The sequence below is a fragment of the Vibrio gazogenes genome (assembly GCF_023920225.1).
Taxonomy (GTDB): domain Bacteria; phylum Pseudomonadota; class Gammaproteobacteria; order Enterobacterales; family Vibrionaceae; genus Vibrio; species Vibrio gazogenes.
Genome location: NZ_CP092588.1, coordinates 509,644 through 528,011 on the forward strand (window position 1 = coordinate 509,644; position 18,368 = coordinate 528,011).

Here is an 18,368-nt window from a genome sequence, read left to right on the forward strand (position 1 = left end):
CAGAGTCAATTGAGGTGAAATCATGATAGAACCCATTTTAGCGCTCAGCCAGATAGACAAAGCATTTCCCGGCGTGAAAGCGCTCGATGGTGCCAGCTTGAATGTCTATCCGGGACGAGTGATGGCGTTGATGGGAGAAAACGGCGCAGGAAAATCGACACTGATGAAAGTGTTGACTGGCATTTATACAAAAGATGCCGGAGACATTTTTTATCAACAAGAACGCGCTGCTTTTGCAGGACCGAGAGATTCTCAGGAAGCCGGAATTTCGATTATTCATCAGGAGTTAAATTTGATTCCTGAGTTGACGATTGCCGAGAATATCTTCTTGGGGCGGGAAAAGACCAATCGTTTCGGTCGGATCTTGTGGCAAGAGATGTATCAGGAGGCCGATCGTTTGTTGAGTCGCCTGAATGTGCGTCGTAGTTCGAAAACACCACTGGGGCAATTGAGTCTCGGCGAACAACAGATGGTTGAAATTGCGAAAGCGCTGTCGTTTGAATCGAAAGTTATCATTATGGATGAGCCGACGGATGCTCTGACCGATACGGAAACGGAATCCCTGTTTAGTGTGATTCGTGAGCTCCGTGAACAAGGTTGCGGCATTGTCTATATCTCTCACCGGCTGAAAGAAATTTTTGAAATTTGTGATGATGTCACGGTGTTACGCGACGGGAAATTTATTGGTCAGCGTTTGGTCGAGGAGATCGACGAAGATACGCTGATTGAGATGATGGTCGGACGTAAACTCGATGAACAGTACCCTCGGGTAGATTCGATGAATGGCGACATCTCGATGGAAGTGAGTGGTCTGACAGGGGCAGGGGTTCACGATGTGAGTTTTGTCCTGAAACGCGGTGAAATTCTTGGCGTATCCGGATTGATGGGCGCAGGGCGTACCGAGTTGATGAAAGTGATTTATGGCGCATTTCCACGGGAGAAAGGGGAAGTGAAGCTCAATGGCGAAGTCATTTCACCCAACACCCCACAAGAAGGTTTGGCAAGCGGGATCGCTTATATCTCGGAAGACCGTAAAGGCGACGGGCTCGTGCTGGGCTTGTCCGTTAAAGATAACATGTCGCTGTGTGCGTTGGATTACCTATCGTATTCGAATGGACTACAAATTAACCATCATGCTGAAAGAGAAGCGGTCAGCGATTTCATTCGCCTGTTTAATATTAAAACACCTTCTCAGGATCAGATTATCGGTAACTTATCCGGCGGGAATCAGCAGAAAGTGGCAATTGCCAAAGGCCTGATGACGCGACCTAAAGTGCTGATTCTCGATGAACCAACGCGTGGTGTGGATGTTGGGGCGAAGAAAGAGATTTACCAATTGATTAACAAATTTAAAGCGGAAGGGATGAGTATCATTCTTGTATCTTCCGAAATGCCGGAAGTCCTCGGAATGAGCGACAGAATTCTTGTCATGCATGAAGGACGCATTAGTGGCGAGTTTGCGGCGCAAGATGCCAATCAAGAAAACCTGCTGGCGTGTGCCGTGGGTAAGCATATTCACGAGGTAGCAGCATGAATACCAATTCTATGAATCAACCGACACCGAACCAACGTAAGTGGTTCAGCAAAGAATGGCTCATTGAGCAAAAATCATTGATAGCACTGCTTTTTTTGATACTTGTTGTGTCGTTTTTGAACCCTCATTTCTTTACTGTTGATAATATACTTAACATTCTGCGTCAGACTTCAGTGAATGCCATCATGGCGGTCGGGATGACATTGGTCATCTTAACCGCAGGGATTGATTTGAGCGTCGGCTCTGTTTTGGCCCTCTGTGGTGCTTTTGCCGCGAGTATGATTGCGCTTGAGTTGCCGGTCTTTGTTGCGGTTCCGGTGTCGTTACTGGCCGGTGCCTGTCTGGGCGGACTGAGTGGTATTATCATCGCTAAAGGTAAAGTTCAGGCGTTTATTGCGACCTTGGTGACGATGACATTATTGCGCGGTGTCACTATGGTTTACACTGAGGGGCGGCCCATCTCAACCGGATTTACTAATGTTGCCGATAGTTTTGCTTGGTTCGGTACGGGTTATATGCTTGGTATTCCTGTACCGGTCTGGATGATGGTTATCGTTTTCGGGCTAGCATGGTATTTGTTGAATCACACCCGATTTGGGCGTTATGTTTACGCATTGGGTGGTAATGAGTCTGCAACCCGATTATCCGGTATCAATGTGGATCGCGTCAAAATTGGTGTCTATGCTATCTGTGGTCTGATGGCGGCTTTGGCGGGGATTATTGTTACCTCACGTCTTTCTTCTGCACAGCCAACTGCTGGTATGGGGTATGAGTTAGACGCGATTGCCGCTGTTGTTTTGGGCGGAACCAGCCTGATGGGTGGTAAAGGCCGAATCATGGGGACATTAGTCGGGGCGTTAATTATCGGATTTTTGAATAATGCGCTCAATTTGTTGGATGTTTCTTCCTATTATCAGATGATTGCCAAAGCGATCGTGATTTTGCTGGCAGTTCTGGTCGATAATAAAAATAAGTAGTCCGTTTTAAACAGTCGTTTCGTTTTTAACAATCGTTTTTTAACAGTCGTTCTTTTTAAACAATCAGTAATTAGCAACACCCGTAGTACCTATACAATCATGGAATCTCGAATCGGGTTGAAGGTCGATTCAGAGCCTGAAAATAAGGAAAACAAGATGAAAAAACTAGTTACGCTAATCTCTACAGCTTTACTTTCGTCTACGATGTCGATTGCAGCGCAGGCGCAGGACACCATTGCGATTGTACTATCGACGTTGAACAATCCATTTTTTGTAAGCATGAAAGATGGTGCCGAAGCGAAAGCCAAAGATTTGGGCTATCAACTCATCGTTCTGGATTCACAAAACGATCCAAGTAAAGAGCTTTCCAACGTGGAAGACTTAACGGTTCGTGGTGTGAAAGCCATTCTGATTAACCCAACAGATTCCGACGCCGTTTCGAATGCTATTCGTCTGGCTAACCGCGCCAAAGTGCCAGTCATCACCCTTGACCGTGGTGCCAACCATGGTGATGTTGTCAGCCATATCGCATCAGATAACGTTGCCGGTGGTGAAATGGCAGGTGATTTCATCGCTGACAAGCTTGGTGACAATGCCAAAGTGATTCAGTTGGAAGGGATTGCTGGTACTTCTGCTGCTCGTGAGCGTGGTGAAGGCTTCATGAACGCTGTGAAAAAACGTCATTTGAATCTTTTAGCTAGCCAACCAGCAGACTTTGACCGGACGAAAGGTTTGAACGTCATGGAAAACCTGTTGGCAGCCAACCCTGATGTACAAGCGGTATTTGCTCAGAATGATGAAATGGCGCTTGGTGCAGTTCGTGCGGTTCAGGCGGCAGGCAAAAAAGTGATGATCGTTGGATTTGATGGCACAGATGACGGTATGAAAGCGGTTCTGCGTGGTCAATTAGCAGCAACAATTGCTCAACAGCCGGATGTTATCGGTGCGTTGGGTGTTGATATCGCTGATCAATTACTCAAAGGCGGCACAGTGAACAAAAACGTTCCTGTACCTTTGAAAATTATTAGTAACTAAGCCAGATAGGTCAGCGGCGACCGTCGCTGACCTGCCTTTTCTCGATGATGTTCGGGAGTGACGCAGCATCCTGAGAAAACCCGTTATTCAAGATAAAAAAATACCGAATATCGGTAAGGTCTGCATTTTTGCGAGAGTTCAGACCTTACATATATTGAGCTGATTTTCGAGGAAATCCTTATGAGTAAATTAGTTGTACTGGGCAGTGTTAACGCTGATCATGTGTTACGAGTTCCGACTTTTCCACGTCCGGGAGAAACGCTTCATGGACATGATTATCAGGTGATTCCTGGTGGAAAAGGGGCCAATCAGGCGGTTGCTGCTGCTCGTTTGGGAGCCGATATCAGTTTTGTTGCCAGCGTCGGTGATGATCCGTTTGGCGTCAACATCCGGGAAAGTTTTAAGCTCGATGGTATGGATATCTCCGGGGTAAAAATTCAACCGGATTGCCCGACTGGGATCGCGATGATTCAGGTCACGGATAGTGGTGAAAATGCGATTTGTATCTCTTCTGAAGCGAATGCTCGCCTCACGGCTGAATCACTGGACAGTGATCTGACTCGCATTCAGCAAGCAGAGTATTTTCTGACTCAGTTGGAAACGCCGCTTGAAGGGGTGATTCGTGGTGCTCAGACTGCAAAAGCTGCGAGTACGCAAGTGATTCTTAATCCTGCACCGGCACGTTCGCTGCCGGATGAACTGCTCAGTTGTGTGGATATGATTACGCCTAATGAAACCGAGGCCGAGGTTCTGACGGGTGTGGCTGTTACGGATGAGTCAAGTGCCGCGCGTGCGGCTGCGGTGCTGCATGAGAAAGGTATCACCACGGTGTTGATAACCTTGGGTGCCAAAGGCGTGTGGCTCAGTGAAAGCGGGCAGGGAACATTGATTCCCGGATTTCGGGTTGATGCCATCGATACCACCGCTGCCGGTGATACATTTAATGGCGCACTGGTGACCGGGCTATTGGAAGGGTTGTCAATGCAGCATGCGATTCGTTTTGCTCATGCATCGGCGGCGATTTCTGTGACTCGCTTTGGCGCACAGACCTCGATTCCGGCGCGACAAGAAGTAGATACTTTTCTTGCACAACAGGCATGACAGATAACTCATGATGTAGACAAACAAACCACAAAGGAGAGATCACATGGCGACGATGAAAGATATTGCCAAACGTGCTGGCGTTTCCACATCAACGGTAAGTCATGTGATCAATAAAACTCGTTATGTGAGTGATGAAATAGCCGTCCGGGTCAATCAGGCGGCGAAAGATCTGAATTATTCACCTTCTGCATTAGCACGTAGTCTTAAAATGAATCGAACCAAAACGCTTGGTATGTTAGTCACAACCTCGACGAATCCGTTCTTCGGTGAAGTGGTGAAGGGTGTTGAGCGGAGTTGCTATCAAAAGGGTTACAATCTCATCTTATGTAATACCGAAGGTGATGATCATCGTATGAAAGAATCGATCAACACTTTGCTTGAAAAGCGGGTAGATGGTCTTATTTTGATGTGTTCATCCCTTGAAGGGGAGCATATTGATGCGTTCGATCGTTTTCCGGAAGTGCCTGTGGTCGTGATGGATCGTGGTCCTGTCCATTTTGCTTGCGATAAAATTCAGGATAATTCGCTGCTCGGCGGGCTGATGGCGACCAATTATCTGATTGAATGTGGCCATCGGGAGATCGGTTGTATCACGGGGCCGTTGCAGTTGCATCAGGCTTATATGCGTTACGAAGGCTTTAAAAAAGCCATGAATGAGGCGAAACTGTCGATTAATCCGGCATGGATCGCTGAAGCCAATTTTGAATGCGACGGTGGCGTCGATGCATTTCAGCGTATCTGTCAGCGTGGTCCGCTACCCAGCGCTATATTTGCCGGTAATGACATGATGGCGATGGGGGTGATCAATGCAGCCCACGCCCGGGGCATCCGGATTCCTGAGGATTTGTCGATTATCGGTTACGATGATATCTACATTGCCAAATATGTTACGCCCTCATTAACAACCATCCACCAGCCAAAGCATCGTTTAGGAACTGCTGCGGTTGAGGCGCTGGTTAATCGTCTTGATAAACGGCAGAGCGAGGCACAAATCGTTCATCTTGAACCGACACTGGTCATTCGCGATAGTGTCCGTAAATATCGATAGTGTCCGTAAATATATTGGTTGATTCCGAATCAAGTCATTCCTCCCCTGCCATGAACTTTCAAAATATATAAGAATCATTAAATCGATTCATTGAACCTATTGTCCTCACAAATTGAACACTTCGCTTTCCAGAACGCTGATTAATGTTGCAATTTTTAACCTTTATCAAAAATAAGACAGATCGAAGGCTATAGACTTATTTTTAGAATATTTATTTTTTGCACACATGCGATTCAAAACTATTTTATTTAGTGCAGATAAATTTAATTTTTTCATTTTTTAAATCTGATAACGGAAGTAATAATTATGGGCGAAGTCGCACTCTCGATACTTGTCCTGTCCTTGGTGGCAGTGATTGGGTTGTGGTTAGGTGGCTTGAAAATCAAAGGTGTCGGGCTCGGTATCGGTGGCGTGCTGTTTGGCGGAATTTTCGTCGGGCATTTCATCAACCAGTTTGGTTGGCATCTTGATAGTCATGCTATGCATTTCATTAAAGAATTCGGGTTGATTCTATTTGTTTATACCATCGGGATTCAGGTCGGGCCGGGGTTCTTTGCATCTCTGAAGAGCAGTGGTCTCAAGCTGAATGGACTGGCGGCAGGGATTGTCGTCGTTGGTGGTTTAACGGCTGTTATCCTTCATTTTATTTTCAATATTCCGCTGCATATTTTCCTCGGAATCTACTCCGGTGCGGTGACCAATACGCCTTCTTTAGCTGCCGGACAACAAATTCTGCATGAGTTGGGAGAAGTGAACAGTCAAGTCGATATGCTGGGGCTCGGTTATGCCATGGCTTATCCCTTTGGGATTATCGGGATTTTGCTGTCAATGTGGATTATCCGGATTGTTTTTGAAATTAATGTGGATAAAGAAGCTGAGTCTTATGACAGCCGCAGTCTGGGGAAAGGCAAAGATCTGTTATCGGTCAATGTGATGATCGACAATCCGAATATGGATCAGATGAAGTTTGCTGAATTGGTCACCTTGATTGGTCAAGGAGTCGTGTGTTCCAGAATGAAGACTCAAGGCAATTTGGTTGTTCCCGGTGATGATACCACGCTCCATATCGGTGATTATCTGCATTTTGTCAGTGACCGTCAGGAACTATTGCATAAAGCGGTTTTGATTGTCGGACGTGAAGTTTCGGAGTCGTTGTCCACCAAAGGGACAGTGCTGAAAAGTGATCGGGTGGTGGTTACCAATGAAAAAGTGCTCGGTAAGCATTTGGGGGAATTGAGCCTCAAATATAAGCATAATGTGGTGATTTCACGGTTGAACCGGTCTGGTGTCGAGCTGGTGGCAAGCCAAGACTCGGTGCTGCAATTCGGGGATATTCTGTATATTGTCGGCCAGAAAGAAGATATTGAATATGTCGGTAAAATGCTCGGAAATACGGCAAGTAAGCTACATCATGTACAGATGTTGCCGATTTTTATCGGTATTGGCTTAGGTGTATTACTTGGATCAATTCCGTTTCAGCTCCCACATTTACCGGCACCGCTGAAGTTGGGGCTGGCCGGAGGGCCGTTAATTGTTGCCATTATTTTGGCAAGAATCGGCAGTATCGGTCGGCTTTACTGGTTTATGCCGCCAAGTGCGAACCTCGCTTTACGGGAAATCGGTATCGTGCTCTTTCTGGCGGTTGTCGGGATCAGTTCCGGTGGTAATTTCTTCACGACCATCATGGATGGTGAAGGGCTGACGTGGATGGGATACGGAATTATCATTACCTTGGTTCCGTTGATCTCCGTCGGTATGTTCGCCCGCTTTTTCGGTAAAGTGAACTATCTGACGATTTGCGGATTAATGGCGGGTTCGATGACCGATCCACCGGCTCTGGCATTTGCCAATGCAATGCATGCAACCAGTGGCGCCTCATCACTGGCTTATGCGACGGTTTATCCGTTAGTGATGTGTTTGAGGATTCTGACACCGCAGGTGATCGCTGTACTGCTATGGGTGACCGGCTAGTTGATTGATTGTTAAAAAATACCGTCAATCGGCGGTATTTTTATGTCTGTCGCTGGCATGCCGCTTAGCTATCCTAAGCAAATGACCCGTAACAAAGAGCAAGACACGTTCAGATGAACCCTCTGGGCAGCATTTGTCGCTCATTTATCCAGCGTTAGGTCATGGTTCATGTAGAGCGCTACACTTCACATGACCTGCCTTGACTAAATGCACGACAAATTGCTGCAAAAACCATCACGAAAGGTCAACAGCCCCTAGTGTTTGTCTCTGATGCCGGTTCGTTGAATGTTGCCACTCGGGTTTTTAGTTTTGTGACAGTGAGTGCCAGAATAAAAAATGCCGCCTGAACGAGGACGATACATGCGCTGGTTGCGCCATCGATGTGAAAACTGATCAAGATTCCGAGAATAATAGCGCTCAGCGAGACCGCCAGTGCAATCCACATCATGTAGGCAAACTGTTTGGTGAGAATAAAAGCGGTCATACCCGGAGCCACTAGCATTGCGACCACCATAATGACACCGACAGCTTGAATGGTTGCGACGATGGTCAGTGATAAGAGCACCAGTAAACCGTAGTGAAGCAGCACCACGGGTAACCCGACAACTCGCGCATGGCTGCGGTCAAAGCAGTAAAGTAAAAAATCTTTCCTGAATATGACGATAATCGCAAATACAATCAGGGATAAGGTCACGGTCTGAGTGAATTCAAAATCCTGAATACCGAGCATATTGCCGAACAGAATATGTAGCAGGTGCTGATCGGTTTCTATTTTGGTGAATAGAATTAGACCCAGTGCAAACATGCCCGAATAAACAATCCCCATCACGGTGTCTTCTTTGACCCGGCAATTCTCCTTGATATAGCCACTCATCAGGGCACAGGTAAGGCCGGAGATGAATGCGCCGATTGGCAGTGCAATACCCAATGCGTAGGCAATCACGATGCCCGGCAATACGGCATGAGAGATCGCATCGCCCATCAGCGACCAGCCTTTCAGGACCAGATAGCACGAGAGTACAGCGCAGACCGCACCGACGGCCAGACCGGCCCACAGCGCACGCTGCATAAATTCAAACTGGAAAGGTTCACTGAACCATTGTATGAGATTATCCATGATAACCACCTGATGTCACGACGTTGTGGGCGTGTGTCTTGTTGACCGTCTGTTTCTCTAAGCTCTTCTCGTCAACGGACTCGCCAACTGAGGCTCGATGTTTGGCGTTTCTCCGGTTCGCGAGCACACCATATTTCGGTGCAAAGACAAAGGCGCAGAGAAAGATCAGGGTTTGAAGCAACACAATCGTGCCGCCCGTTGCGCCATTCAGGTAATAACTGAGATAGGCACCTAAAGCGCTGGTGACAAAACCAAGCGTGATGGCAATGATTAACAGCAGGCCAAATCGGTCGGTCAGTAAGTATGCCGTTGCTCCCGGAGTGATGACCATGGCGATCACCAGAATGGCGCCGACGGTTTGTAGTGAGGCAACCGTACAGGCACTGAGAATGGTAAAGAATATAATTTTCAGAATGGTCGGTGATAAACCAACAGATGAGGCTTGGGTTTCATCGAAGAACACCAGCATGAGATCTTTCCACAGCAATGTCAGGAGTACAAATGACACGCCGGCGATGATCAGCATTTGCATTAAGTCGGACTGACTGACGGTTAAGATACTGCCGAAAATAATCCCTTCAATATTAATTGACGTCGGATTGAGTGAAATCAGCAGGAGGCCAGCGGCAAAAAAAGTGGTGAAAATGAAACCGATAATGGCATCTTCTTTCAAATGGGAGAGTGACCGGAGCAGCGCGATCCCGATGGAAGCCAGAAAGCCGGCGATAAATGCGCCGACTGAGTAAGGCAATCCTAATGCATAAGCACCGGCAACACCGGGAACCACAGAATGAGACAGCGCATCACCAATCAGGGACCAGCCTTTGAGCATCAGAAAAGCGGATAAGAATGCGCATACCGCACCGACGATCGCACTACTTAAAATGGCGTGCTGCATGTATTGATAGTGTAGCGGTTCTAGAAGCAATTCCAACATAGCCGTTACCTCTGGGTCGATTGAGGTTGTTCGGGTGATTTGCCGTCCCGAATCAGTGTTGCGTTGTGTTGATCTTTGCCATAAAAGACCGCAGGTTTCTCATGGTCTGAGAAAATCGTAACGGCGCGTTCATCCTGATCCTGATGCAGTGTTTCACCAAGAATCCCGACGTGTTTCAGTACCCCGCCAAATGTGGCAATCAGATTCTGTTGGGTGAAGGTATCGTGAATATTGCCGGCTGCAACGATGGTTCGGTTGATAAACACTACTTCATTACAGTAATCGGGAATGTTCCCCAGATTGTGTGTCGACACTAGAATCAGATGACCTTCATCTCTGAGTTCACGAAGCAGATTCATAATCGCTTCTTCGGTGGTAAAGTCGACCCCGGTAAACGGTTCATCGAGTAAAATCGTCTTACTTTCCTGAGCGAGAGCCCGAGCGAGAAACACTCGTTTTTTTTGCCCGCCGGAGAGTTCTCCGATTTGACGGCTCGCCAGATTTTCAATGCCCATTCGCTGCATCGCCTGCTGCACTTTGTCTTTATCCGTCAGACTCGGGCGGCGCAGAAAATTCATAAAGCCATAACGTCCTTGCATCACCACATCCCGAACAAGGATCGGAAAGTTCCAGTCGATATCTTCACTTTGTGGCACATAAGCGACTTGATTCTGTTTGAGTGCATGTCGGACCGGGCGCTGGGACAAGAGAATTTCGCCTTGAGAAGTTTTGACCAATCCCATGATGCTTTTGAATAGTGTTGATTTACCGCCGCCATTCACACCCACCAGCGCACAAATGGTGCCGCCCTGCAAACGGAAGCTGACATCGTGAATCGCTTTAAAACCATTATTGTATGTAACACTCACTTGAGTTGCTTCAAGTGTGACGGGTTGCTGGCTCATAATCGTAATCCTCTGACAATGGTATCGGTGGTGACTTTGAGTAGATCCAGATAAGTCGGAACCGGTCCGTTTTGGGTTGAGAGAGAATCCACATAAAGGATACCGCCATAGGTTGCCCCTGTTTCTCTGGCAACCTGTTTGGCGGGGCGGTCAGAGATAGTGCTCTCACTGAACAGCACATGAATATGATGCTGGTAGATGGTATCAATTAAAGCTTTCACTTGATGTGGTGTGCCTTGTTGATCGGCATTAATCGGCCAGAGAAACGCTTCTTTTAAGCCATAGTCTCTCGCCAGATAGCTGAAAGCGCCTTCACTGGTGACCAACCAGCGTTTTTGTTCAGGGATGGCTGCCAGTTGCGTCCGAATATGTTCACTCAGTTGTTGGATCTTTTTCTCATACGCTTGAGCATTGTGATTATATGTTGCTGCATGGGCCGGATCGTATTTCACCAGTGCCTGACGGATGTTTTCTACATAGATTAATGCATTTTTCGGAGACATCCATGCATGAGGATTGGGTTTATTTTTATATGGGCCGGTATAGATCGAGAGTGGCTGAATTCCGTCACTGACGACGACGGAAGGTACGTCTTTTACATTGGAGAAAAAACGTTGGAACCACTGCTCTAGATTGAGGCCATTCCACAACACCAGATCAGCGGACTGCGCTTTGATAATATCTCTCGGTGTCGGTTGATAGTTGTGAATTTCTGCGCCGGGCTTGGTTAAAGAGACAACCTCAGCAGCATCTCCGGCAATATTCTGTGCCATGTCTTGAATAATGGTGAATGTTGTTACGACTTTAAACTTCGCCCAAGCCATGTCGGGTAAGAGCATCAAAGCACAGTAAAATGAGGTCATTAAATATTTTTTCATACAATCGCCACCTTCAGGTCTGATTGAAACTTCTATATGATAATAATTATCATTTATATTTGGTTGATTGTCTACTGAGCATAGCAAAGTATTCCATCTGTCGGACCGATATCTGTGATAGGCATAGATAATGGGGAGAAATTGCAACGACGAGAGAGTGAATGGATCAAATGATTGGAATTTTGTGCATGATGGCACTGTTTTTGTATGTGATACAGAGTCTGGTTGTTTTTTAATCGTTTATGATACATCAGATCAAGTCGGGGAATATGAATTTTCTATGATATTGATTTATAAACTAAAAAAAGGAACGGTATTCTTTTTAAGACCTGTAGACATGATAGATGCAAAGAAAGCGTACCAGTTGTGCTCTATTGTTCTAATAAAATGGCGTTTTATTTATAAGTTAATGAAATATATGTAAAAAACAGTGTTCAGTTAACGCATGTACGCCCGAAAGTATTTGCACCTTTCTGTGAAGTAGTTCAAAATCAAACTGTTATAGACTTCATAATAATGAAGCAAGGAGTTGAGATGAAAGTCGTCGAACTGTTCAAACAACGTGGTGAAATATTAAGCAAGCAGCATGCAGAACTGATGCAGAAGATGCCGCCAGCGATGCGCGAGTATTGGGAAGAGTTGCTGACAAAAACGAATAACTTTCACCTGTTTTCGTGGATCAGAGATTTTCATCAACCCGCGGTGAATGAAGAAGTTAGTCTGCCGAACGATGCAGATAATGTTGCATTAAAGCGTGAATCTGCAACCTTCACTCAAGAATCGCTGAAATTAACCCCGGAAGCTCAGGCTTTGTATGAAGAGCTACGGGAGAAAATTGGTGAAGTGATCCATGTCGGGGACTGGCTGAATATCGATCAATCCCGGATTGATCAATTTGGTTCTGTGACTGAAGATACACAGTGGATTCATACGGATCCTGAACGGGCATCTGTTGAGTCTCCGTTTAAGACAACCATTGCACATGGTTTTCTGACGTTAGCATTGTTACCGAAACTGACTGATAGCGTGAATCCTGAAGTACCGTTATTTCCGACCGCAAAAATGGTTGTGAATGTCGGTTTGAATCAGGTGCGCTTTCCGTATCCGGTCAAGTCAGGTGATCGTGTCCGGGCAAAAAGTATTTTGACCAAAGTGACACCCGTACGTAAAGGACTGGAAATCGAGCGTGAAATCCGCGTTGAGATTGACGGTATCAGACGTCCGGGCTGTATTGTCGTGTCAGTGATTCAACTGCACTTCTAAGATGACCATATTGTTTTTTGCAGATATATAAAGAGAAACGGGGCTTTGATGCCCCGTTTTTTTATGCTTCGATCTAATATTCCTCAATCATGACTGTATATCGTGTGAGCTAGAACCGTAACGGCGCATGGTGAATGACTTCTTTCATGACAAAGAAGGTGCGGATCTGTCGGACACCGGGCAGGGCGATCAACTGATTGGCATGTAGTTGATTGAAATCCGCCATATCTTGTACCCGGACTCGGAGAAAATAATCAAATTCCCCCGCAACTAACTGGCAATCAATAATGACAGGTAGGCGAACAATTGCCGCTTCAAATTCGGCAAAGCTTTCCGGTGTTGAGCGATCCAGTACTACACCGACAGTGACCAAGGTGCCCAAATCAATGTCCTGTGGATTAATTTCTGCCCTAACGGATTGAATTGTCCCTTGTTTGAACAGGCGATCAACGCGGCGGTGACATGTCGCTGGACTAATATTGGTTTTTTCTGCCAGTACGGCATTACTCGTTCTGCCGTCTTGTTGTAACAGGCGCAGCAGTTTCAGATCGACACGATCAAGTGATTGATCCATGAAATTATCTTTCGTTTTAATGGTAATGTATTCATTAAAGTATCTATTTATGATTTATATGTAAAATTTTTATTAAAAAAATGGAAATAAATTGGAAGCACATTTCATTTCAGATTGAGTAATCTAAATGCATATCCTTTCAAACAAGATTGATTGGTTTGGTCATCGCATATAAGGAAATTTGTCATGAAATTGGAGAAGTTTGAACGTTACCCGCTTAATTTTGGTCCGACCCCGATTGAAAAACTCAGTCGCCTGAGTGAATTTCTCGGAGGAGAAATTGAAATTTATGCCAAGCGAGAAGATTGCAACTGTGGGCTGGCTTTTGGCGGCAACAAAATTCGGAAGCTGGAGTACATTGTCCCTGAGGCGATTGCCAGTGGCGCCGATACGTTAGTGACTATCGGTGGTGTGCAATCGAACCATACTCGTCTGGTGGCGGCAACCGCTGCGAAAATCGGCATGAAATGTCGGCTGGTTCAGGAGAGTTGGGTACCATTCCAGGATGCGGTCTATGATCGTGTCGGCAATATTCTGATGAGCCGAGTGATGGGAGCTGAGATTGAACTTGTTGATGAAGGGTTTGATATCGGTATTCGCGAAAGTTGGGAAAATGCAATCGAAGATGTGAAAGCAAAAGGGGGTGTTCCTTATCCGATTCCTGCCGGTGCATCAGAGCATCCATATGGCGGGTTAGGGTATGTCCGGTTTGCTGAAGAAGTTCGCGAACAAGAAGCCGAAATGGGAATCAAATTCGATTATATCGTGGTGTGTACGGTGACAGGGTCAACAATGGCCGGGATGGTTGTCGGTTTTGCGGCAGATGGCAGAGCACAAAATGTGATTGGTATTGATGCTTCTGGTACGCCGGAGAAAAACCATGAGCAGGTTTTACGTATCGCACAACATACGGCTGATTTGGTCGAATTAGGTCAGGAAATCACCGCAGAAGATATCGTTATTATGGATGATTATGCTTATCCAGCTTATGGCGTACCTTCTGATGGGACCAATGATGCGATTCGAATTGCAGCACGTACGGAAGGTATGATGACCGATCCGGTTTACGAAGGAAAATCGATGCAAGGTTTGATTGATCTGACACGTCAGGGATTCTTCCCTAAAGGTTCCAAAGTATTATATGCACACTTGGGTGGCGTCCCGGCAATTAATGCCTATAGTTATATTTATCGTAATGGTTGATTGATTAACATTAACGTATTCATATATATCTGACACAACATCTGTTGTGTCAGATCTCCTCAAGATGTTCATTATTTTATTTAGATCAATTTTTATTTATTTATTTTTCGGTCAATAACCGGATGCACCAAAAAGGTGATCTAAGTACTGTTATTTTTGCATTTGTACGGTATGATGAAAACCAAAATCAGGATGGATTTTTAAACTAATCTTTGCTCAGAAAGGATTCTTATATTTTAGTAATAGGTAATCATTACATGATTTCCGACATAATAAACTAAGGATCCTTGATGGCTAATATGAGAGATGTTTCTATTCTTATCTATCCGTCTCCTTCGATCAGGTTAACCTATCAAGATTTCCTCCGTTTTTTCTATTATTGTCACTGGATATGAAACATAGCAAGAGTTATCAATTTGAGTCATTTATTGTACCTATAGGAAATAATAAAGTTTCAATTGATTTATTTAAATAATCAATTGTTTCAAATGTAAATATAGTGTGTTTTTTAATTTGTGAATTGAGGAGTAATATTAATTTCATAAATATATTTTTGTGTTAAGGAAGTTATTTATCGTTTGATTTCCTGTAACAAAAAGCAAGACAGAATTCGTAAATTAAAGCCGTTATTGAGTGGTTAAGACGTAAGGGATTTTAGTTTGTGAGAGGGTGCTTGCAATGGATCTGCTATCAATTGCCCCACTAAGTCATTATTCAATATTGAAATAAAAATTATTAATTAAAATACAATAACTTAACGAGGTATCATCATGGTAGCAGTAGAGCTGTTTATTGTCCTGCTCTTCATTTTTCTCGGCGCCAGAATTGGCGGTATCGGCATTGGATTTGCCGGCGGGGCAGGTGTCATCATTTTGACAATGGGATTGGGTATGCACGCTGGTACCATCCCGGTCGATGTTATTCTAATCATTATGTCCGTGATTACTGCAATTGCAGCGATGCAAGTTGCCGGTGGTATGGACTGGCTGGTTGACTTGGCAGAAAAGTTTTTAAGAAAAAATCCGAAACATATTACTTTTTATGCGCCTATCGTAACTTTTGTGATGACACTTTTGGCGGGTACCGGTCATACGGCATTTTCAACCTTGCCAGTTATTGCTGAAGTGGCGAAAGAGCAAAAAGTCAGACCGTCACGTCCATTATCGATTGCGGTGGTTGCATCTCAAATTGCGATTACAGCATCACCGATTTCCGCAGCTGTGGTCTTTTTCTCCGGTATTCTTGAGCCATTAGGCGTCGGTTATCTCATGTTGTTGGCTGTGTGTATTCCAACCACGTTTGCTGCATGTATGGTTGGTGCTTTTGTGGCTAATTTCTTAGGTAAAGATTTGGAAGATGACCCGATTTATCAAGAACGTCTGGAAAAAGGTCTGATAAAAGTTCGGGGTGTAACCAAGCGTGAAATTTTACCATCCGCGAAAACGTCAGTTTATATCTTCGTCATTGCGATCATCGCTGTGGTTGCTTATGCCACAATGATTAGTAAGGCAGTCGGATTGATTACCGACCCTGCAATCGGTCGTAACCAAGCTATTATGGCGATTATGCTGATGGCTGCGACGGCAATTATCCTGTTTACTAAGATCGATGCTTCAAAAATCAGCTCAGTTTCAACGTTTAAATCTGGGATGAGTGCTTGTGTCTGCGTACTTGGAGTTGCATGGTTAGGTGATACCTTTGTTTCCGGCCATATCAACGAGATTAAAGCATTGTCTGCGCATATTCTTGAGCAATATCCGTGGATGCTGGCGATTACATTGTTCTTTGCATCAATGCTTCTTTATTCACAAGGTGCGACAACCACTGCGTTGATGCCCGCTGCGTTGGCCATCGGAGTTGCACCGTTGACAGCTGTTGCTTCTTTTGCTGCTGTGAGCGCGCTCTTTGTTCTGCCAACTTATCCAACATTATTGGCGGCAGTGGAGATGGATGATACGGGTTCGACCCGAATCGGTAGCTATGTCTTCAACCATCCGTTCTTTATCCCGGGTGTGGTGACCATCACTTCAGCAGTGACGTTCGGATTTATCTTTGGTGGTATGATTCTGTAATAGTGTGGTTGGTTGTATCTGAAGGGGGGGGAAGCTTATGCCGCTTCCCCTTTTTTAATGGGTTTAATATTAAATAGGCTTCATGTGGGCAATGACTGTCCCGATGATCTGACAGTTGCCATTGATGGATAAAAACCGCAGCTCTGGCGGATAAGAAGGATTGAGTGCCTTCAGATATTTTTTATTATCAATGACTTGTATCTGCTTGAATGTTGCTTCTGCTGAATCGGTCAGCATCGCAATGACGAACTTGTTGTGTTCTGGCTCGACGAGATTCGGATCAATAAAGATCAGATCGTTTTCTTCAAATCTTGGCTCCATCGAGTCTCCCCGAACCCGAAGAATATAAGTGCCGGGGCCACTGTGTACCGGGCAAGGATAATATTCATATTCGTCTGGTGCATACGGAGTGACGGCTTCAGAAAAATCACCGGCTTTGACCCAAGAAATCACCGGACACATGGTTGAAACGGCAGGGCCATGACTGACGTTTGCCTGCGATGCTGTCTCAGCGTACTCGGCATTGGCAGAATTGGTTCCGTATACGATCCATTCCGGTGAACATTCTAATGCTTTAGACATCGCCAGTAATAAGCGGTCTTTCATACTTGACTGGATGCCGTTTTCGATCTGGCTGATCGTAATTCGGTTCAGACTCAGTGATGAATCAATTTCTTTTACTCGGGCTGTCAGCATGTCTTGGGTGAGCCCTAAACTTTCTCGTCTGGCTTTGAGACGTTCGCCTAATTCAACAATCATAAATCACAATGCCCGTAATGACGGGGTATCCTCAATTGGTTGTTTCCTTTCAGAACCCTGACAGGTGTTCGCATTCAAAGTGCTCATCATAGCCCTTTTCAGTCCAAGTATACAGCACTTTTGTAATGATTTTTACACTAGGAAAGAAAGTTTAATTACGTCGTTATATTTACATTGATTGAAAGTTTTCTTACTATTACTGTCAGAATAGTGGTGAAGCGCTGGATCCTGACCCGTTTTCCAGTCTGGCAAAGTCGTGATATTTCGGCGGTTAAAAAGGTGTATGGATGAGTATTAAACGGGCCAAGCGGGAGCAGGGCGTGAATACCATGGTGCAGGTGCAGCGTGGTCTGCGGATGGCACGTTACCGCCGCAGGTTGTCCGATTGTCACCATGAGCCGTGACAACTGAGTTTGACCGACTGTGTTGTGAACGAGGGGTACCGGATCCGAGTGCGTTAACCGGCATTTTCAAACGTGTCGCTGAGCTAGGGCAGAGACATCAGAGCAATAAAATGGGGAAATAAATCATGGAATTTACCACAGTAGAAATGAACGCCATGCGTAAAGAGCTCATGAATCATGCGTTCTCAGCCTTGGTCCGGCGGATGCCGATGAATAAGTGTAAAGCTTATGAATATATTGCCAACTACCTCGGTGTGAAATATAGCACTGTGACCAATATGGTTCAGAAGGGGATTTCCGCAAAACACGCTGCCGGGTTATCGGCTATCGCGGCTCGGTTTAAAACCCGAATGTATCATTATCAATTTGCTCCGACCGATACCATTTGTCAGGCATGGCTGGAACATGATTATCGTTGTGATAAAGGGAAGCATCCCAGCAAACATCTGTTCAAGCATTGGGAGCGGGATATGAACAAGCTACATATTTATGAGGATGCATGAATGTTTCAAGACAAATCTGACGGGGTTCGTTTTCGTGTATTCAATATGAATACAAATCGTCCTTTCTACTTGACTGGAGAACCG

General features: G+C 45.3%; 16 protein-coding genes. 10 read left to right on the top strand and 6 right to left on the bottom strand.

What is annotated here, in order from left to right:
- The first annotated feature begins 22 nt into the window (after window positions 1-22).
- From rbsA to MKS89_RS17860, 6 genes are all read left to right on the top strand, one after another.
- Window positions 23-1,534, top strand: coding sequence for a ribose ABC transporter ATP-binding protein RbsA (rbsA, locus tag MKS89_RS17835; RefSeq protein ID WP_072959934.1), 1,512 nt, complete (start codon window positions 23-25; stop codon window positions 1,532-1,534).
- On the top strand, window positions 1,531-2,511 hold the full coding sequence (gene rbsC, locus MKS89_RS17840; protein WP_072959932.1) for a ribose ABC transporter permease: 981 nt from the start codon (window positions 1,531-1,533) through the stop codon (window positions 2,509-2,511). The genes rbsA and rbsC overlap by 4 nt, the downstream gene beginning before the upstream one ends.
- Before the next feature lie 156 nt (window positions 2,512-2,667).
- On the top strand, window positions 2,668-3,546 hold the full coding sequence (gene rbsB / locus MKS89_RS17845; protein WP_072959929.1) for a ribose ABC transporter substrate-binding protein RbsB: 879 nt from the start codon (window positions 2,668-2,670) through the stop codon (window positions 3,544-3,546).
- A gap of 180 nt (window positions 3,547-3,726) precedes the next feature.
- On the top strand, window positions 3,727-4,647 hold the full coding sequence (rbsK, locus tag MKS89_RS17850) for a ribokinase (protein WP_072959927.1): 921 nt from the start codon (window positions 3,727-3,729) through the stop codon (window positions 4,645-4,647).
- 46 nt (window positions 4,648-4,693) lie between these two features.
- Window positions 4,694-5,698: a substrate-binding domain-containing protein gene (locus MKS89_RS17855; protein ID WP_072959924.1), complete on the top strand. Its 1,005-nt coding sequence runs from the start codon at window positions 4,694-4,696 to the stop codon at window positions 5,696-5,698.
- Between the two features lie 306 nt (window positions 5,699-6,004).
- Entirely contained in the window at window positions 6,005-7,669 is a 1,665-nt protein-coding gene (locus MKS89_RS17860; RefSeq protein ID WP_072959921.1) for a putative transporter, read from the top strand.
- A gap of 244 nt (window positions 7,670-7,913) precedes the next feature.
- Here MKS89_RS17860 and MKS89_RS17865 read toward each other — a convergent pair whose 3' ends face one another.
- From MKS89_RS17865 to MKS89_RS17880, 4 genes are read right to left on the bottom strand one after another with little or no spacing between them, the layout of a single operon-like run.
- Complete coding sequence (locus MKS89_RS17865) at window positions 7,914-8,786, bottom strand: metal ABC transporter permease (protein ID WP_072959919.1); 873 nt, start codon at window positions 8,784-8,786, stop codon at window positions 7,914-7,916.
- Window positions 8,779-9,723 (bottom strand): metal ABC transporter permease, encoded by a 945-nt coding sequence (locus tag MKS89_RS17870; RefSeq protein WP_077316174.1) that lies wholly within the window; start codon window positions 9,721-9,723, stop codon window positions 8,779-8,781. Before MKS89_RS17870 ends, MKS89_RS17865 begins: the two co-directional genes overlap by 8 nt.
- Window positions 9,724-9,728: 5 nt before the next feature.
- Complete coding sequence (locus MKS89_RS17875; protein ID WP_072959916.1) at window positions 9,729-10,628, bottom strand: metal ABC transporter ATP-binding protein; 900 nt, start codon at window positions 10,626-10,628, stop codon at window positions 9,729-9,731.
- Window positions 10,625-11,506 carry a metal ABC transporter substrate-binding protein gene (locus MKS89_RS17880; protein WP_072959913.1) on the bottom strand — a complete coding sequence of 294 codons (882 nt, stop codon included), beginning with the start codon at window positions 11,504-11,506 and terminating at the stop codon, window positions 10,625-10,627. The genes MKS89_RS17875 and MKS89_RS17880 overlap by 4 nt, the downstream gene beginning before the upstream one ends.
- Window positions 11,507-12,040: 534 nt before the next feature.
- Between MKS89_RS17880 and MKS89_RS17885 the strand changes: the two genes are divergently transcribed.
- A complete protein-coding gene (locus tag MKS89_RS17885; RefSeq protein WP_072959907.1) occupies window positions 12,041-12,769 on the top strand; it encodes a MaoC family dehydratase in 729 nt (242 codons plus the stop codon).
- Window positions 12,770-12,878: 109 nt separating this feature from the next.
- Here MKS89_RS17885 and MKS89_RS17890 read toward each other — a convergent pair whose 3' ends face one another.
- Window positions 12,879-13,343 carry an Lrp/AsnC family transcriptional regulator gene (locus MKS89_RS17890; protein ID WP_072959905.1) on the bottom strand — a complete coding sequence of 155 codons (465 nt, stop codon included), beginning with the start codon at window positions 13,341-13,343 and terminating at the stop codon, window positions 12,879-12,881.
- 186 nt (window positions 13,344-13,529) lie between these two features.
- On the opposite strand from MKS89_RS17890, the gene MKS89_RS17895 reads away from it, so the two are divergent.
- Both MKS89_RS17895 and MKS89_RS17900 read left to right on the top strand, forming a co-directional pair.
- Window positions 13,530-14,546 carry a 1-aminocyclopropane-1-carboxylate deaminase gene (locus MKS89_RS17895; RefSeq protein ID WP_072959902.1) on the top strand — a complete coding sequence of 339 codons (1,017 nt, stop codon included), beginning with the start codon at window positions 13,530-13,532 and terminating at the stop codon, window positions 14,544-14,546.
- A 770-nt stretch (window positions 14,547-15,316) separates the two neighbouring features.
- Window positions 15,317-16,618 carry an anaerobic C4-dicarboxylate transporter gene (locus MKS89_RS17900; RefSeq protein ID WP_072959899.1) on the top strand — a complete coding sequence of 434 codons (1,302 nt, stop codon included), beginning with the start codon at window positions 15,317-15,319 and terminating at the stop codon, window positions 16,616-16,618.
- Between the two features lie 69 nt (window positions 16,619-16,687).
- On the opposite strand, the gene MKS89_RS17905 is transcribed toward MKS89_RS17900, so the two are convergent.
- Window positions 16,688-17,377 (bottom strand): LexA family protein, encoded by a 690-nt coding sequence (locus tag MKS89_RS17905; RefSeq protein ID WP_072959897.1) that lies wholly within the window; start codon window positions 17,375-17,377, stop codon window positions 16,688-16,690.
- A gap of 529 nt (window positions 17,378-17,906) precedes the next feature.
- Between MKS89_RS17905 and MKS89_RS17910 the strand changes: the two genes are divergently transcribed.
- A complete protein-coding gene (locus MKS89_RS17910) occupies window positions 17,907-18,284 on the top strand; it encodes a hypothetical protein (RefSeq protein ID WP_072959894.1) in 378 nt (125 codons plus the stop codon).
- Window positions 18,285-18,368: the final 84 nt, after the last annotated feature.

Excerpts from the sequence above, each read along its gene's own strand:
- rbsA (WP_072959934.1), top strand. The coding sequence starts at position 23 with ATGATAGAACCCATTTTAGCGCTCAGCCAGATAGACAAAGCATTTCCC.
- rbsC (WP_072959932.1), top strand. The coding sequence starts at position 1,531 with ATGAATACCAATTCTATGAATCAACCGACACCGAACCAACGTAAGTGG.
- rbsB (WP_072959929.1), top strand. The coding sequence starts at position 2,668 with ATGAAAAAACTAGTTACGCTAATCTCTACAGCTTTACTTTCGTCTACG.
- rbsK (WP_072959927.1), top strand. The coding sequence starts at position 3,727 with ATGAGTAAATTAGTTGTACTGGGCAGTGTTAACGCTGATCATGTGTTA.
- MKS89_RS17855 (WP_072959924.1), top strand. The coding sequence starts at position 4,694 with ATGGCGACGATGAAAGATATTGCCAAACGTGCTGGCGTTTCCACATCA.
- MKS89_RS17860 (WP_072959921.1), top strand. The coding sequence starts at position 6,005 with ATGGGCGAAGTCGCACTCTCGATACTTGTCCTGTCCTTGGTGGCAGTG.
- MKS89_RS17865 (WP_072959919.1), bottom strand. The coding sequence starts at position 8,786 with ATGGATAATCTCATACAATGGTTCAGTGAACCTTTCCAGTTTGAATTT.
- MKS89_RS17870 (WP_077316174.1), bottom strand. The coding sequence starts at position 9,723 with ATGTTGGAATTGCTTCTAGAACCGCTACACTATCAATACATGCAGCAC.
- MKS89_RS17875 (WP_072959916.1), bottom strand. The coding sequence starts at position 10,628 with ATGAGCCAGCAACCCGTCACACTTGAAGCAACTCAAGTGAGTGTTACA.
- MKS89_RS17880 (WP_072959913.1), bottom strand. The coding sequence starts at position 11,506 with ATGAAAAAATATTTAATGACCTCATTTTACTGTGCTTTGATGCTCTTA.
- MKS89_RS17885 (WP_072959907.1), top strand. The coding sequence starts at position 12,041 with ATGAAAGTCGTCGAACTGTTCAAACAACGTGGTGAAATATTAAGCAAG.
- MKS89_RS17890 (WP_072959905.1), bottom strand. The coding sequence starts at position 13,343 with ATGGATCAATCACTTGATCGTGTCGATCTGAAACTGCTGCGCCTGTTA.
- MKS89_RS17895 (WP_072959902.1), top strand. The coding sequence starts at position 13,530 with ATGAAATTGGAGAAGTTTGAACGTTACCCGCTTAATTTTGGTCCGACC.
- MKS89_RS17900 (WP_072959899.1), top strand. The coding sequence starts at position 15,317 with ATGGTAGCAGTAGAGCTGTTTATTGTCCTGCTCTTCATTTTTCTCGGC.
- MKS89_RS17905 (WP_072959897.1), bottom strand. The coding sequence starts at position 17,377 with ATGATTGTTGAATTAGGCGAACGTCTCAAAGCCAGACGAGAAAGTTTA.
- MKS89_RS17910 (WP_072959894.1), top strand. The coding sequence starts at position 17,907 with ATGGAATTTACCACAGTAGAAATGAACGCCATGCGTAAAGAGCTCATG.